Below are 16,189 nucleotides of genomic sequence, written 5' to 3' on the forward strand. Positions count from 1 at the left end.
TATTTCACGTTCACAAGAGTCAGGAGTCAGGACACAAGGTCCAGCGCGCGTTTAACCGGCGCAAAGCTGCGCCGGTGATGCGCAGTTGCGCCATGTTCCGCCAGCTTCGCCAGATGGAAAGCCGTTGGGTAGCCTTTATGTTGCGCAAAACCATATTGCGGAAAAAGAAGATCAAGCTCAGCCATTTCGGCATCTCGCGTGACTTTTGCGATAATCGATGCCGCACTGATTTCCGCCACCCGGCTATCGCCTTTCACGACTGCCAGCGAAGGCATTGGTAAAGTTGGGCAACGGTTGCCATCAATCAGTACAAATTCCGGGACGATAGAGAGCCCGGCAATTGCGCGCTGCATCGCCAGCATAGTGGCATGCAGAATATTCAGTTCGTCAATTTCGTGCGGTTCGGCGCGCCCCAGACTCCAGGACAGCGCTTTCTCTTTGATCTCTTCACTCAACGCCAGACGGCGTTTTTCAGAGAGTTTTTTCGAATCATTCAGGCCAATGATTGGACGCTTCGGATCGAGGATCACCGCCGCCGTCACGACCGCACCCACTAAAGGCCCGCGCCCAACCTCATCCACACCGGCAACCAAATGCGCGTGCGGATAAATAAACTCCATCATTGTGCTAACTCCAGTACTGCGTCAGCCGCCTGCTCATCGGCATTACAGCGAATCTGCTGGTGCAGTTCGCGGAAAATGTCATGCATTTCGTGGCTGGTTTTACCATTAGCCAGCAGCGGCGCCAGTGCTTCGGCCAGCGCCTGCGGCTGGCACTCATTCTGTAGCAACTCTTTCACCAGTTCACGTCCGGCCAGCAGGTTTGGCAGCGAAACATAAGGCGTTTTCACCAGCCGCCTGGCCAGCCAGAATGTGAATGGCTTCATGCGATAGCCCACGACCATCGGGCATTTCGCCAGCATGCACTCCAGCGCGGCGGTGCCGGAAGCCAGCAAGGCCGCATCGGCGGCGATCATTGCCTCGCGCGCCATACCATCCAGCATATGCACTGGCAGATCGGGAGCGACTTCCGTCTTAATCCGCTCAAACTGTTCGCGCCGTTTGGCGTTGACCAGCGGTACCACCACTTCAAGATCGGGGTAGCGTTCACGCAGCAACTGCGCGGTACGCAGGAAATCGGCGCTCAGCATTTCCACCTCAGCGCCACGACTGCCAGGCAGTAACACCAGACAGTGCACATCATGGGCAATCCCCAGATGATCGCGCGCTGCGCTTTTATCCGGATCCAGCGGCATCGCATCGGCCATGGTATGGCCAATAAAACGGCACGGCACGTTAAATTTGTCATAAAACACTTTTTCGAAAGGCAGAAATGCGAGCACCAGGTCGGTGGCTCTGCCAATTTTGAAAACGCGTTTTTGTCGCCACGCCCAGACGGACGGACTGACATAATGGATGGTTTTGATACCCTGCTTTTTCAGATTGCCTTCGAGGGTAATGTTGAAATCCGGCGCATCGATACCGACAAAGACATCCGGTTGCAGCTCGCTAAAGCGACGGGTCAAATCAGCGCGGATCTGCAACAGGCGGCGCAGACGGCCAAGTACCTCAACGATACCCATCACCGCAAGCTCTTCCATCTCATACCAGGCTTCACACCCTTCAGCCTGCATACGCGGCCCCGCAACACCGACAAAGCGGGCATTGGGGACACGCGATCTCAGCGCGCGGATAAGACCGGCACCAAGAATATCGCCGGAGGTTTCTCCGGCGACGAGGGCTATCGTAAGAGGACGATTGTCGATCATTACCGAATCAGGCCGCGCGTTGAGCGTTCGAAGAACTGCATAAACGCATCAACTTCCGGATGCTTCGCCGCAAGCTCGGCAATCTCCGGTTTCGCCTCTTCCAGCGTTTTACCGCTGCGGTACAGCAGTTTGTACGCATTGCGGATAGCCACTAACGCTTCTCTGCTGAAACCGCGACGTTTCAGGCCTTCAATGTTCACACCAAACGGTGTGGCATGGTTGCCCTGAGCAATCACGTAAGGCGGGACATCCTGCGCCACGCCGGAGCAGCCGCCAACCATCACGTGCGCGCCGATAATGCAGAACTGATGCACTGCGGTCATGCCGCCGATGATAGCAAAGTCGTCGACGGAGACGTGCCCCGCCAACGTTGCGTTATTTGCGAGAATGCAGCGATCGCCAACGGTACAGTCATGCGCAATATGCGCATTGATCATCAGCAGGTTATCGCTGCCCACCTTCGTCAACCCTCCGCCCTGTACTGTGCCACGGTGGATGGTGACGCTTTCGCGGATGCGGTTGCGATCGCCAATTTCCACGCGAGTCGGCTCGCCAGCATATTTCAGATCCTGGTTAACCTCGCCGATGGATGCGAACTGATAGATCTCATTGTCGCGGCCAATCGTCGTATGACCATTAACCACAACGTGAGATTTCAGAACCGTACCCTCACCAATTTCAACGTGAGGGCCAACAATACAAAACGGGCCAATGTGAGCGTTAGCACCAATAACGGCACCGTCTTCAACAATAGCAGTTGGATGAATAAAGGCGGTTTTATCAATCACGTATCAGGCCTCCCGGCTACGTGCACACATCATAGTAGCTTCACAAACAACTTTACCGTCTACCAGCGCAACACCTTTAAAGCGGGTCAGGCCGCGACGGGTTTTCTCGAAAGTGACTTCCATGATCATCTGATCGCCAGGCACAACGGGACGCTTAAAGCGCGCTTCGTCGATACCGGCGAAGTAGTACAGCTCACCCGGTTCCAGTTTACCAACGCTTTTAAACGCCAGAATACCGGTAGCCTGCGCCATTGCTTCCAGAATCAGCACGCCCGGGAAAATCGGTTTGCCAGGGAAATGCCCCTGGAAAAACGGCTCGTTTACCGAAACATTTTTTACTGCGCGCAGAAAACGACCTTCTTCAAAATCCAGCACACGGTCTACCAGTAAGAACGGGTAACGGTGCGGCAGAAGTTCCAGAATCTCTTCAATGTGCAGAGTATGAGTGTCAGTAGTCAAAATACTCTTCCTGTCTAAATATACTAAAAGGCAATAATAACACGGCCCGCGGCAATCATCAGAAAGCCAACAGGCCGGGAAGTATACACACTTTAGGCTTCTCGTCGCAGAAGCGTTTTGTCGCTTCTCTGATGCCGGGAGGCTTCTGTGTACAAGCGTTATGCAGGTGAATTATTCGTCTTGTTGATTAACCTTGCGCTCGACGGCTTTCAGGCGCTTGCTCATATCATCAATATTCATCACCAGGGCTGCGGTTTTTCGCCACACTTTATTTGGCTGTAGTGGGATACCTGAGGAGTAGACTCCTGGCTCAGTGATAGGACGCATGACCATCCCCATCCCCGTTACGGTAACCTTGTCGCAAATTTCCATATGCCCATTGATTACGCTGGCGCCGCCGATCATGCAATAGCGGCCAATTTTCAGGCTGCCCGCCATGATTACGCCACCGGCAACCGCCGTATTGTCGCCAATCACAACGTTATGTGCAATCTGGCACTGGTTATCAATGATTACGCCGTTGCCAATGCGGGTATCGTCAAGCGCGCCGCGATCGATTGTAGTACAGGCGCCAATCTCAACATTGTTGCCAATGATAACGCGGCCAAGCTGCGGGATTTTAACCCAATTTCCACGATCGTTGGCGTAACCGAAACCATCAGAACCGATCACCGTTCCTGATTGCACCAGGCAATTTTCACCGATCTCAATCTCGTGGTAAACGGTCACATTTGCCCACAAACGCGAACCCGCACCAATTTTCGTCTTTTTCCCAACAAAGCAACCCGCGCCGATAATAACGTTATCGCCCAGGACAACGCCGGATTCGATCACCGCATTTGCGCCGATTGCTACATTGCTACCCAGAGTGGCCGTTGCGTCAATCACCGCGCCAGGCGCGATGCTGGTCGCCGGCTGCGGCGTGGTATCAAGAATTTGGGCCATACGCGCGTAGGTCAGGTACGGATTTTTTACGACCAGCGCTGCGCTTTTGGCAAAAGGAAGATCGTCTTGCGTCATAACGACAGCAGACGCCTGACATCCGGTCAGGTGTTCACGGTACTTGGGGTTGACCATGAAAGTGATATGACCTGCTTCGGCAGATTGCATGGACGCAACGCCGGTGATGACGATATCGCCATCACCGTGTAATTCTGCATCCAACTGCTGAGCTAAATCAGCCAGTCGAATTGAAGGCATTACTTATTTAACCTGTTTCAGTACATCAGCAGTGATGTCTTTTACATCGTTGCTGTTGTAAATAACGGCGTTGGAAGGAATAACCAGATCAACACCCTGATCGGCAGCGACTTTTTTCACTGCAGTCTGAATGCGAGTCACCAGCTTGCCACGTTCTTCGTTAGAACGACGAGCTTGATCCTGCTCGAAAGCCTGTGCTTTCTGAGCAAATGCCTGACGACCTGACGCGATGTCTTTTTCCAGCTTGCTGCGATCGCTCGCCTTCATGGTAGAGCCATCACGTTGCAGACGCTGAGCTTTGGCTTGCAGGTCGGATTCCATGCTCTGCAGTTCGCTTGCGCGACCGCCGAATTCGTTTTTCATCGTCTGAGAAACGCCGGAACTCTGCGCAACCTGTTGCAACAGGCTACCCATATCAACAATTGCAATCTTGTCAGCGGCTTGCGCTGACGCTGCCATTGCTAAACCGAAACCTGCCGCTAATAACAACTTTTTCACAATTTACTCCTTACCATCCCGTTTGTACCCGGAGGTACAGCTCTTTGCGTGGCCGGGCTTCCGGTTGAAAGCCTCAGCCATCACTACACTGCGAATGCATTCCGTTGCTGTGCGGAATTACCAGGTTTTACCAATGTTAAACTGGAACTGTTCCGCTTTGTCTCCATCGTACTTTTTAAACGGCTGGGCGTAGGAGAATACCAACGGCCCCAATGGGGACATCCATTGTAATGCGATACCAGCAGACATGCGGATATTACTCGGATCGCTATAATCCGGAATACCCAGCGCCTTCATTTCTGCTGTATTTTGCCAATTTGTATCCCATACGCTACCAGCATCCCAGAAGAATGAGGTACGTACAGAGTTAGCATATTTGTCGCTGATAAACGGCGTCGGCGTGATGAACTCAACGCTGGCCACGCCCATGGCATTACCACCTACTGCATCATCAGACTTACAGTATTTCGAAGTCGTTGTATTACAGTTATCCAACCCACTGCCACCGTAATAAACGGCTTTCGGACCGATGTTGTTGGACTGGAAGCCACGAACAGTGCTGGAACCACCGGCGTAGAAGTTCTCATAGAATGGCATCTCTTTGCCACCTAAACCGTCACCATAGCCCCAACGAGTACGACCCAGAATCACCCATTTGTGATCGGCGTCAATCGGGAAATAGGAGGCGGTATCCACCGTCACTTTGTAGAACTCGTTATCAGAGCCAGGAACCGTAACTTTACCGTTCAGGTTTACGCGCGAGCCCTTCGTCGGGAAGTACCCACGGTCGAGGTTGTTATACGTCCAACCATAGTTGAAGGTGAAATCGTCCGCCGAGTAACCGTTGTTATCACTCGTGGTGCTGGCATTCTGACCTACGGAATCCAGATAACGCCACATCGCCACCTGAGGTTCCATTTTCGACAGGCTGTTATGAACGTAACCTAAGCCTGCACGCAAGGTGTTGTACTCGTTGATCGGGAACCCGAGGGTACCATCCAGACCGTAGCTCTTGTTGGTATAAGAAGAAAGGTCTGCATCGTCAGCTTTAAAGTCGTTATAGAAGATACGACCACCGAGGCTAACGCCGTCAACCGTGAAGTACGGGTTGGTAACGGAGAATTCAGAGTAGGTCTGGTAGTCGTTTTTGGTCCCACTGATACCCACAGAGTAGCCGGTGCCTAACCAGTTATCCTGCTGTACGCCGACCTGGAAGCTGACGCCGCTCTCAGTACCATAGCCAACACCGAAGTTGAAGCTACCGGTATTACGCTCTTTCACTTTATAGACGACATCAACTTGATCCGGGCTGCCCGGAACACGCTGCGTTTCGGTATCTACCGTCTCGAAATAGCCCAGACGGTTCAGACGCTCTTTACCCTGATCGACCAAATCGCTGCCCAACCACGCCCCTTCCATCTGGCGCATTTCGCGACGCAGAACGGCATCTTTTGAGGTGTCATTGCCTTCAAAGCGGATCTTGCGAACATAAAAACGGTTGCCAGCATCCACATTGATATGCAGCTTAACGGTTTTGTCTGTATCGTTGATTTCAGGTTGAGACTGAACGCGCGGATAAGCGTAACCATAGCGACCAAGAAGCTTTTTAATATCATCTTCCATTTTGGTTACTTTGGTGCCGTTATACAGCTCGCCCGGCTCGATCTTCGTCAGGCTTTCTATCTCTGCGGAGTGACCAGCAAGGTTACCGCTCACCTGCACGCTGGAGAGCTTGTACTGCTCGCCCTCGGTCACGTTGATGGTAATGTAGATGCCTTTTTTATCCGGCGTCAGGCTAACCTGAGTCGAATCAATGTTAAAGCGGGCATAACCACGATCCAAATAGTAGCTGCGCAAACTTTCCAGATCGCCAGCCAGTTTCTGTTTCTGGTATTTGCGATCGCCAATCACGTTCCACCATGGCACTTCATCGCGCAGCTGGAAGCTGGAGATGAGTTGTTCGGTGGTAAATGCGTGGTTACCGACGATATTAATCTGTTGGATTTGCGCGGAAACGCCTTCCTGGAATACCAGTTTCAGGTCAACGCGGTTGCGCGGCAGCGGGGTCACGACAGCTTTAACGCTGGCGCTGTATTTACCTACGCTGTAGTAGAAATCTTCCAGCCCCTTTTCGATATCGGACAGAGTTGTGCGGTCCAGTGATTCACCCACACGCACGCCAGAAGCTTCGAGGTTCTGTTTCAGCATGTCATCTTTCACCGACTTGTTACCGGAGAAAGTAATGCTGGCGATTGTCGGGCGTTCTTTCACCTGGACAAGTAAGGTATCACCATCACGCAGGACGCGAACATCCTCGAAGTTGCCGGTGGCAAACAACGCGCGAATGGTGTTACTGATATCTTCATCATTCACCGTATCGCCAGGGCGTACTGGCATACTGAGGAGGGCCGCACCAACGGCGACACGCTGTAGGCCTTCGAAATGAATGTCTTTCACTACGAACCCTTCAGCACCGTATACGGTGGCGCTGCTAAACAGCAGCGACGCTATGAGCAACTTTTTCATCGCCATCGTTATTATGCGTTCTTCCTAACAAACTCTCTTACAACCGAGAGAAATCATTGAAAAGTGCAAGCCCCATTAACAGCACCAGCAAAATAGAGCCAATGCGATAACTAAAGTCTTGAACTCGCTCGGATACCGGTCCGCCCTTCAGCTTCTCAATCGCCAAAAACAGCAGATGCCCACCATCAAGGACGGGTAATGGGAACAGGTTAATAATGCCTAAGTTCACGCTTATCAATGCGAGGAACATCAGGTAGTAAATCAACCCGAACTCCGCTGACATCCCAGCCCCCTGAGCAATTGAGATTGGCCCACTGAGGTTGTTCAGTTTTACATCACCGGTGATCAATTTCCCCAACATACTGACCGTCAGCTTCATCAATTGCCACGTTTTATCTGTGGCTTCAACAATAGCGCTAAATGGCCCGTACTGGCGTACTGTCTTATATTCATCTGGCAGCGGAATAACTTTAGGCACAACGCCCGCGAAACCCTCTGCTTTGCTACCGGGTTTTGTATCCGGTATCAGTGTTAAAGACAAGGGAGCCCCCTGTCTTTCTACTTCCAACGCTAACGGCGTTCCCGGATTATCCCGCACCAGAGTAACGAACGTCATCCACTGAGTTAACTGCTGACCATCGACTTTAACGATCCTGTCGCCAGCTTGCAAACCTGCTTTACTGGCCGCTGACCCCACCTGCACCTCCGCGAGGATAGGCTCAAGCTGCGCAGCACGTGGTCGAATACCCAGCGCTGCTACCGGATCGTCTTTATCAGGTTGAAAAGCCCAGTGACGTAAATCCACGACCTTTTCCTGACGATTGTTGCTACCGAACGGCGCTACGCTGACCGTCATCTGGCTATCGCCGATTTTTGACACCAACTGTAAGCGCACAGCATCCCAATCAGGCGTTTCGATGCCATCAATCGATTTAAGTTCCATTCCGGGTGCAATTTGCGCGTTTGCGGCAATGGAGTTGGGTGTTATTTCACCAACAACCGGGCGAACACCGGGGACACCGATGATAAACACCAGCCAGTAGGCGAAGATGGCAAAGATAAAATTAGCGATTGGACCTGCGGCAATAACGGCAGCGCGCTGGCCAACCGTTTTATTGTTGAAGGCGTAATGGCGCATTTCCGGAGCAACCGGTTCAACGCGCTCATCCAGCATTTTGACGTAACCACCCAGTGGAATCAGGGCAATCACAAATTCGGTCCCGTGCTTGTCTGTACGACGACAGAGCGCTTTGCCAAAGCCGATGGAAAACCGCTCTACCCGTACGCCACAGCGACGAGCAACCCAGAAATGGCCAAATTCATGCACGGTGATCAACACACCCAGCGCAACTATGAACGCCGCCAGATTCCAGAGAATGCTCAGCATAAAACCTTCCGTCAAATCGTCCTGAAAACCAGCAATAACAGGCAGGCAAATACGGGTACTGCCGCTGTCAGGCTGTCAATGCGATCCAGTATACCGCCATGACCCGGAATAAGATGACCACTATCTTTAATACCGGCTTCACGCTTGAACATACTTTCGGTTAAATCGCCCAGCACGGAGGCCAGTGCAGCCACCACAGAGCAAATCAGCAAAGTAGATGGTGTTATCTCGAGATTCGCCCAAGCGCCGTAACCCCAGGAGATCACCCCGGCAGTCAGCAGGCCGCCGAGAAAACCTTGCCAGGTTTTTCCCGGAGAGACTTTTGGTGCCAGCTTATGTTTGCCGAATAATTTACCAAACATGTATGCGCCGGAATCAGCTCCCCAGACGAGGATCATGACATACAGTAACCACAGCGCGCCATCATAGTGGTTATCGTTGTAGTGCCAGGCGCGCAGTGCCAGCATGCCCCAAAAAAAAGGCACAATCGTTAATATGCCAAACACAAGACGCAAAACTCTGGAGTTGCGCCACAACGCGGCAGACGCCGGGTAACTCAATACCAACAACAGCGCGCCCACCCACCAGGCCAGCGAGGCCCAAAGCGAGAGTTCCACCAGCGGTTGATGGATATTATTGTGATATTGCGGCAACAGCAGCAACATGAGCGCCAACAGCAGCCCGCACAATACCGCCAGCCAAACCCGCTGAGAACGGGACGAAAAACCGCTTAGTTGCCCCCACTCCCACGCAGCAAGCATACAAACAGCGAGCGTAACGATCGCAAAACCCACCAGCGGCAACCAAAAAAGGGCTGCGATAACTATGGGAATTAATACAAAAGCAGAAATCAGGCGATACTTCAGCAAAAGCTACCCCCATCAGGCGTTTTCGCCACCAGGCTCGGTGCCGCCGAAACGACGCTCTCGATTGGCAAAGGCATGCAGCGCACCTTCAAAGTCTTGTTCATCAAAATCGGGCCAAAGAACATCAGTAAAGTAAAGTTCGGCATAGGCAATTTGCCAAAGTAAAAAGTTACTTATGCGATGTTCTCCACCAGTCCTAATCACTAAATCAACGGGAGCCAGCTCATGCATGCAGACTTGCTTATTAAGCGTTCCTTCATCAATTTGATCCGGGCGTAACAGCCCTTCCTGCACTTGCACGGCTAATTGCCGGACTCCCTGAACGATATCCCAGCGACCACCATAGTTCGCTGCGATATTCAGCGTCAGCCCGGTATTCTGGGCGGTCAACGCTTCTGCTTTGCGGATACGCTCCTGCAAACGCATATTAAAACGACTGGTATCACCAATGATGCGCAAGCGCACATTGTGGCGGTGCAGGCTTTTTACTTCGCTATCCAGCGCCCACACAAACAGCTCCATCAGCGCGCTAACTTCCTGCGCCGGGCGATTCCAGTTTTCACTACTAAAAGCATAAAGCGTCAGTGCATCGATACCATTGTTGGCGGCAAATGAGACCGCGCGGCGAACAGACTTTGCTCCAGCTCTGTGACCAAAGGCGCGGAGTTTCCCCTGTCTTTTTGCCCAGCGACCATTGCCATCCATGATTATCGCAACATGGCGGCAGCCATGTGTTGGCAAATTTTCGCTTATCGGTTGGTTAACTGACAACATAACGCGTTTTAGTCCCTGAAAAGGATTTAGCGGTACTCAGGAATACAAAGCCCTTACGCAAAAAAGCCGCGTAAACCACGGCTTACACAATCCGCCATATCACAAACTGGCAATTTTGTGGCGCAGACTATATCACCGAAGCCTAACGCTAACAAATAGCACCGTTGCTCATGACTGTAATATCACTAGCTTGCGAGACGCATCACTTGTTTTTGCGCAGCCTCACGAGCTTGCGCATCGACAGCAAGTACATCATCAATACTCTGCGGCTCTCGCAAATCCATCTGCTCAAGCACAGACAGATTAAGGGCTGCGATATCTGTGAAACGGATTGCAGATGCCAGGAATGCCGAGACAGTCACCTCGTTTGCTGCGTTCAGCGCCGTTGTCGCCGCCTGCCCTTCATCGGAGGCATCAATAGCCAGCTTCAGACAAGGATAGCGAGCGAAATCAGGCTCTGCGAAACTTAATGAACTCAGTTTGCAAAAATCGAGGGCATTGACGCCAGACGGCACACGCTCAGGCCACGCCATCGTATGTGCAATGGGTGTACGCATATCCGGCTCACCCAACTGCGCCAAAACACTGCCATCCTGATAGCGAACCATAGAGTGGATCACCGATTGCGGGTGAATCAGCACTTCCATCTGGCGGGCAGAGGCATTAAACAACCAGCGTGCTTCAATGTATTCCAGACCTTTATTCATCATGGTGGCGGAATCAACGGAGATTTTACGTCCCATTGACCAGTTCGGATGACGACATGCCTGATCCGGCGTCATTGCTGCCAAATCAGACAGCGGCGTCTCCCGGAACGGGCCACCAGACCCGGTAAGCAGAATAGAGGAAACCCCATTCAGCTCAAGATCAGCGTACCCCAGGTTCTGCTGAATTGTTTCCGGTAAACTCTGAAAAATCGCGTTATGCTCGCTATCAACCGGCAAAAGCCGCGCGCCGCTCTCTTTCACCGCCTCCATAAACAGACGCCCGCAGGTTACCAGCGCCTCTTTATTAGCAAGCAAAACGGTTTTACCGGCGCGAATGGCAGCCAGTGTAGGCACCAGTCCGGCGGCACCGACAATCGCTGCCATCACCTGATCGACGCCATTTAGCGCGGCCATTTCGCAAGCGGCTTGTTGGCCACTGAGGACTTCCGTACGGCAGCCATGCTCACGCAGCGCCAGTTTCACTTGCTGTGCGCTGTGCGCGTCATCCATTACGGCGAAACGAGGAGAGAATTCGAGACACTGCTCAATCATACGGGCAACGTTCTTACCCGCGACAAGCGCAGTAACGGAAAAGCGTTCAGGGTTATGGCGAACCACATCAAGCGTGCTGCAACCAATAGAACCCGTTGAGCCCAGAAGGGTTAAATGCTTCATTAAACGCTCACAATGTTGCGAGGATAAAAAGCAAAACGCCGCCAGCAAAGCCACCGGAATGGCTCTCTGTACGGCGTTTTAGTCGGTTTTTTCGAATCAGAACTGCATCAGTTCTGCTTCTTTGTCCGCCAGCGCCGCTTCCACTTTTTTAATCGCGGCGTCGGTCAGCTTCTGCACGTCTTCTTGTGAACGACGATCGTCATCTTCACTGATTTCTTTATCTTTCAGCAGCGCTTTTACTTTATCGTTCGCGTCACGGCGGACGTTACGTACCGCAACACGCGCCTGTTCAGCTTCGCCGCGCACGACTTTAATCAGATCTTTACGACGTTCTTCCGTCAGCGCCGGCAGCGGAACGCGGATATCGCTACCCGCAGAGCTTGGATTCAGGCCCAGGTCAGAGGTCAGAATCGCTTTCTCAACAGCAGGGCTCATAGAACGATCGAACACGTTGATTTTCAGAGTACGGGAGTCTTCTACCGTCACGCTGGCCAGCTGACGCAGCGGAGTCGGCGTACCGTAATATTCCACAACGATGCCATCCAGCAGGCTCGGGGAAGCGCGGCCAGTACGCACTTTGCTGATTTGGGTTTTGAACGCTTCAACGCATTTTTCCATGCGTACTTCAGCATCTTTTCTGATATCACTAATCACGTTACGGATCCTTGAAATCTTGTCGCAGACAGGCCATACGGCGGGTGTGCTAAGTATAGCCTGTTCAATTAATGGCACCGCGAAGATGCCAGAAAGGACTGCTTAATAAATTAAAGCGGAATCTTACCTTTATTTATTGCTTACGGGAATTATTCCGTAATCAATGTGCCTTCTTTTTCGCCCATGACAACGCGACGCAGCGCGCCAGGTTTGTTCATGTTAAATACGCGAATCGGCAATTTGTGGTCGCGAGCCAGCGTAAAGGCTGCCAGATCCATCACTTTCAGTTCTTTGTCCAGCACTTCGGTATAGGTCAGTTGCTCACACAGGGTGGCGGTCGGATCCTGTACCGGATCGGCAGTGAATACACCGTCAACTTTCGTCGCTTTCAATACCACATCAGCTTCGATTTCGATGCCGCGCAGGCACGCAGCAGAATCGGTGGTAAAGAACGGGTTACCCGTACCTGCACTAAAAATCACAACGCGATTATTACGCAGCAGGCTGATCGCTTCTGCCCAACTGTAATTATCACAGACGCCATTCAGCGGAAAAGCAGACATCAAACGCGCGTTCACATAGGCACGATGCAACGCATCACGCATTGCCAGGCCGTTCATAACCGTCGCCAGCATACCCATGTGGTCGCCCACAACACGGTTCATCCCCGCTTTCGCCAGACCTGCCCCACGGAACAGGTTACCACCGCCAATCACTACGCCAACCTGAACACCCAGTTCAACCAGCTCTTTAATTTCCTGCGCCATACGGTCGAGAATACTTGCGTCGATACCGAAGCCTTCTGATCCCTGGAGCGCTTCGCCGCTAAGCTTAAGCAGAATGCGTTTGTAGACGGGTTTTGCATTGGTAGCCATGTTTCTTTCCTGAGACTGTCAACAATTGGACGGGTTTAATACTGGCGTATGATACGTCGCCTGCCAGCGCAAACACTAGTGTGCTGGCTGATTTTCAGATGAAGGGCATAAAAAGAAGCCGCCCTCAGGCGGCTCCTTTTAATGATTAAGACTGCTTGGACATGGCAGCAACTTCTGCTGCGAAGTCAGTCTCAACTTTCTCGATGCCTTCACCCACTTCGAAGCGAATGAAGCCAGTCACGTCAGCGTTGTGCTCTTTCAGCAGCTGACCAACGGTTTTGCTCGGTTCCATAACGAAAGGCTGGCCGGTCAGAGAAACTTCGCCGGTGAATTTCTTCATGCGGCCTTCAACCATTTTCTCTGCGATTTCTTTCGGCTTGCCAGACTGCATGGCGATATCCAGCTGAACCTGGTACTCTTTTTCTACCACTTCAGCGGACACGTCTTCCGGCTTAACGAATTCCGGCTTGCTTGCAGCGATGTGCATAGCCAGCTGTTTAACCAGCTCTTCGTCAGCATTTTTAGCCGCAACCAGAACACCGATACGTGCGCCGTGCTGGTAAGAGCCCAGAACATCACCTTCCAGAGAAGATACGCGACGGATGTTGATGTTCTCACCGATTTTAGCAACCAGCGCTACACGCTCTTCTTCGAACTGTGCTTTCAGAACTTCAACGTCAGTGATTTTGCCAGCAACAGCTGCGTCCAGAACTTTGTTCGCAAATGCCTGGAAACCGCCATCTTTAGCAACGAAGTCAGTCTGGCAGTTAACTTCCAGAATGATGCCGTAGGTGCCATCGATTTTAGTGATGATCACGCCGTCAGCAGCAACGTTGCCTGCTTTTTTGGCAGCTTTGATCGCACCAGATTTACGCATGTTCTCGATCGCCAGCTCGATGTCGCCGTTCGCTTCAGTCAGCGCTTTTTTGCAATCCATCATGCCTGCGCCAGTACGTTCACGCAGCTCTTTTACCAGGGATGCGGTAATTTCAGCCATTCTTTAATCCTCGGGAGAGATATGACCTGCACGGTTACAGGAACCAAACAGGCTTAAAAGTGAAAAAGGGGGCCATAAACAGGCCCCCTAACCAAACTCGGTACTACCTGCTCAATAAGGGGCTCAGAGAGCGTGCCTTATTATTCAGCTTCTACGAAGCTTTCTTCCGCCTGAGTAGCCAGATCCGAAGAACGGCCTTCACGAACGGTAGCAGCAACGGCATTCAGGTACAGGCTAACAGCACGGATTGCGTCGTCGTTACCCGGGATAACGAAGTCAACGCCGTCCGGATCGGAGTTGGTATCAACGATAGCAAATACCGGAATACCCAGGTTGTTTGCTTCTTTGATTGCGATGTGCTCGTGGTCGGCGTCGATAACGAACAGAGCGTCCGGCAGACCGCCCATGTCTTTGATACCGCCCAGGCTGTTTTCCAGCTTGTCCAGCTCACGAGTGCGCATCAGCGCTTCTTTCTTGGTCAGCTTGTCGAAGGTACCGTCCTGAGACTGAGTTTCCAGGTCTTTCAGACGTTTGATGGACTGACGAACGGTTTTCCAGTTAGTCAGCATACCGCCCAGCCAGCGATGGTTCACGAAGAACTGGTCGCAGTTCAGAGCAGATTCTTTCACCGCTTCGCTTGCAGCGCGTTTAGTACCAACGAACAAAATTTTGCCTTTACGGGCAGCAATTTTTTTCAGCTCATCCAGAGCTTCGTTGAACATCGGTACAGTTTTCTCAAGGTTGATGATGTGAACTTTGTTACGAGCACCGAAGATGAACGGCTTCATTTTCGGGTTCCAGTAACGGGTCTGGTGACCAAAGTGAACACCAGCCTTGAGCATGTCGCGCATGGAAACAGTTGCCATGATTAAAACCTCTATATAAAAGTTGGGGTTATGCCTCCACGTATCCCATATTACCGACCCCGAAGGGCACCCCGGAATATGTGCCGATACGTGTGTGTTATTACACAAAGTGAGATTTGTGGCTCACGTCCCAAAACAGGAACGGAGTCCGGCGCGCTTTATACCACAAAATGCCGCAGGAAACCAATAGTTGTTGACGCAGAGTGCGGTTACTGATTCTCAATTTGGCACAAGCCTCGCCTGACTGTTACCATTGACAGCACTAACCTGGTATAGTCGAAAAATTCGACGCTGACGGACCCATTCCATGGCTATCTCTATTAAAACTCCTGAAGAAATCGAAAAAATGCGCGTCGCCGGCCGTCTCGCCGCCGAAGTGCTCGAAATGATCGCACCGCACATCAAACCGGGCGTCACCACCGGCGAACTGGATCGCATCTGCAACGACTACATCGTTAACGAGCAGCATGCAATCTCTGCCTGCCTCGGTTATCACGGCTTCCCGAAATCCGTGTGCATTTCTATTAATGAAGTGGTTTGCCACGGCATTCCGGATGACGAAAAACACCTGAAAGATGGCGATATCGTCAATATCGACGTGACCGTCATCAAAGACGAATACCACGGCGATACGTCCAAAATGTTTATTGTCGGCAAACCGACCATCCTGGGCGAGCGCCTGTGCCACGTCACTCAAGAGAGCCTTTACCTGGCGCTGCGCATGGTGAAACCGGGTATCCGCCTGCGCACGCTGGGCGCTGCGATCCAAAAATACGTTGAAGCGCAGGGCTTTTCCGTGGTGCGTGAATATTGTGGTCACGGTATTGGCCGTGGCTTCCACGAAGAGCCGCAGGTTCTGCACTATGATGCAGACGACGGCGGCGTTGTGTTGCAGGCCGGTATGACTTTCACGATCGAACCGATGGTCAACGCTGGTGATTATCGTATTCGCACCATGAAAGATGGCTGGACGGTAAAAACCAAAGACCGCAGCCTGTCGGCGCAATATGAACATACCATTGTGGTGACCGAAACCGGCTGCGAGATCCTGACACTGCGTAAAGATGACACCATCGACGCGGTGCTGACCGCCGCCTGAGTCGGTGCGCTTCAGCTACCTCAACGGTCCGCTCTGCGGGCCGTTTTTTT

16 protein-coding genes are annotated in these 16,189 nt (G+C 52.1%); 1 reads left to right on the forward strand and 15 read right to left on the reverse strand.

Translation table 11 applies throughout. The features are described 5' to 3' along the window. Positions 1 to 26: 26 nt before the first annotated feature. The 15 genes from rnhB to rpsB form a co-directional block, all read right to left on the reverse strand. Positions 27 to 623 (reverse strand): ribonuclease HII, encoded by a 597-nt coding sequence (gene rnhB, locus Y71_RS22255; RefSeq protein WP_007373237.1) that lies wholly within the window; start codon positions 621 to 623, stop codon positions 27 to 29. Continuing rightward, positions 620 to 1,768, reverse strand: a complete 1,149-nt coding sequence (lpxB, locus tag Y71_RS22260; RefSeq protein ID WP_007373236.1) for a lipid-A-disaccharide synthase — start codon at positions 1,766 to 1,768, stop codon at positions 620 to 622. Before lpxB ends, rnhB begins: the two co-directional genes overlap by 4 nt. Continuing rightward, on the reverse strand, positions 1,768 to 2,556 hold the full coding sequence (lpxA, locus tag Y71_RS22265; protein WP_007373235.1) for an acyl-ACP--UDP-N-acetylglucosamine O-acyltransferase: 789 nt from the start codon (positions 2,554 to 2,556) through the stop codon (positions 1,768 to 1,770). Before lpxA ends, lpxB begins: the two co-directional genes overlap by 1 nt. 3 nt (positions 2,557 to 2,559) lie before the next feature. Then, positions 2,560 to 3,015, reverse strand: coding sequence for a 3-hydroxyacyl-ACP dehydratase FabZ (gene fabZ / locus Y71_RS22270; RefSeq protein WP_007373234.1), 456 nt, complete (start codon positions 3,013 to 3,015; stop codon positions 2,560 to 2,562). A gap of 171 nt (positions 3,016 to 3,186) precedes the next feature. Further along, the gene (gene lpxD / locus Y71_RS22275) at positions 3,187 to 4,215 is read right to left on the reverse strand and encodes a UDP-3-O-(3-hydroxymyristoyl)glucosamine N-acyltransferase (protein WP_007373233.1); all 1,029 of its coding nucleotides are present in this window, start codon (positions 4,213 to 4,215) and stop codon (positions 3,187 to 3,189) included. A 3-nt stretch (positions 4,216 to 4,218) separates the two neighbouring features. Beyond that, entirely contained in the window at positions 4,219 to 4,713 is a 495-nt protein-coding gene (skp, locus tag Y71_RS22280; RefSeq protein ID WP_007373232.1) for a molecular chaperone Skp, read from the reverse strand. Positions 4,714 to 4,830: 117 nt separating this feature from the next. After that, entirely contained in the window at positions 4,831 to 7,245 is a 2,415-nt protein-coding gene (gene bamA, locus Y71_RS22285; protein WP_007373231.1) for an outer membrane protein assembly factor BamA, read from the reverse strand. A gap of 31 nt (positions 7,246 to 7,276) precedes the next feature. Beyond that, complete coding sequence (gene rseP, locus Y71_RS22290; protein WP_007373230.1) at positions 7,277 to 8,626, reverse strand: sigma E protease regulator RseP; 1,350 nt, start codon at positions 8,624 to 8,626, stop codon at positions 7,277 to 7,279. An 11-nt stretch (positions 8,627 to 8,637) separates the two neighbouring features. After that, entirely contained in the window at positions 8,638 to 9,495 is an 858-nt protein-coding gene (gene cdsA / locus Y71_RS22295; RefSeq protein WP_007373229.1) for a phosphatidate cytidylyltransferase, read from the reverse strand. A gap of 12 nt (positions 9,496 to 9,507) precedes the next feature. Beyond that, positions 9,508 to 10,266 carry a (2E,6E)-farnesyl-diphosphate-specific ditrans,polycis-undecaprenyl-diphosphate synthase gene (gene ispU, locus Y71_RS22300; RefSeq protein ID WP_035886484.1) on the reverse strand — a complete coding sequence of 253 codons (759 nt, stop codon included), beginning with the start codon at positions 10,264 to 10,266 and terminating at the stop codon, positions 9,508 to 9,510. A 185-nt stretch (positions 10,267 to 10,451) separates the two neighbouring features. Next, positions 10,452 to 11,648 carry a 1-deoxy-D-xylulose-5-phosphate reductoisomerase gene (gene ispC / locus Y71_RS22305; RefSeq protein ID WP_007373227.1) on the reverse strand — a complete coding sequence of 399 codons (1,197 nt, stop codon included), beginning with the start codon at positions 11,646 to 11,648 and terminating at the stop codon, positions 10,452 to 10,454. A gap of 96 nt (positions 11,649 to 11,744) precedes the next feature. Then, entirely contained in the window at positions 11,745 to 12,302 is a 558-nt protein-coding gene (frr, locus tag Y71_RS22310) for a ribosome recycling factor (RefSeq protein WP_007373226.1), read from the reverse strand. Between the two features lie 149 nt (positions 12,303 to 12,451). Beyond that, positions 12,452 to 13,177, reverse strand: a complete 726-nt coding sequence (gene pyrH / locus Y71_RS22315) for a UMP kinase (RefSeq protein WP_007373225.1) — start codon at positions 13,175 to 13,177, stop codon at positions 12,452 to 12,454. A gap of 145 nt (positions 13,178 to 13,322) precedes the next feature. Further along, positions 13,323 to 14,174, reverse strand: coding sequence for a translation elongation factor Ts (gene tsf, locus Y71_RS22320; RefSeq protein ID WP_007373224.1), 852 nt, complete (start codon positions 14,172 to 14,174; stop codon positions 13,323 to 13,325). Positions 14,175 to 14,314: 140 nt separating this feature from the next. Then, positions 14,315 to 15,040, reverse strand: coding sequence for a 30S ribosomal protein S2 (gene rpsB, locus Y71_RS22325; protein ID WP_007373223.1), 726 nt, complete (start codon positions 15,038 to 15,040; stop codon positions 14,315 to 14,317). A 307-nt stretch (positions 15,041 to 15,347) separates the two neighbouring features. Between rpsB and map the strand changes: the two genes are divergently transcribed. Continuing rightward, a complete protein-coding gene (gene map / locus Y71_RS22330) occupies positions 15,348 to 16,139 on the forward strand; it encodes a type I methionyl aminopeptidase (protein WP_007373222.1) in 792 nt (263 codons plus the stop codon). Positions 16,140 to 16,189 lie beyond the last annotated feature (50 nt).

Source organism: Kosakonia radicincitans DSM 16656 (assembly GCF_000280495.2).
In the GTDB taxonomy this organism is placed as follows: Bacteria; Pseudomonadota; Gammaproteobacteria; order Enterobacterales; family Enterobacteriaceae; genus Kosakonia; species Kosakonia radicincitans.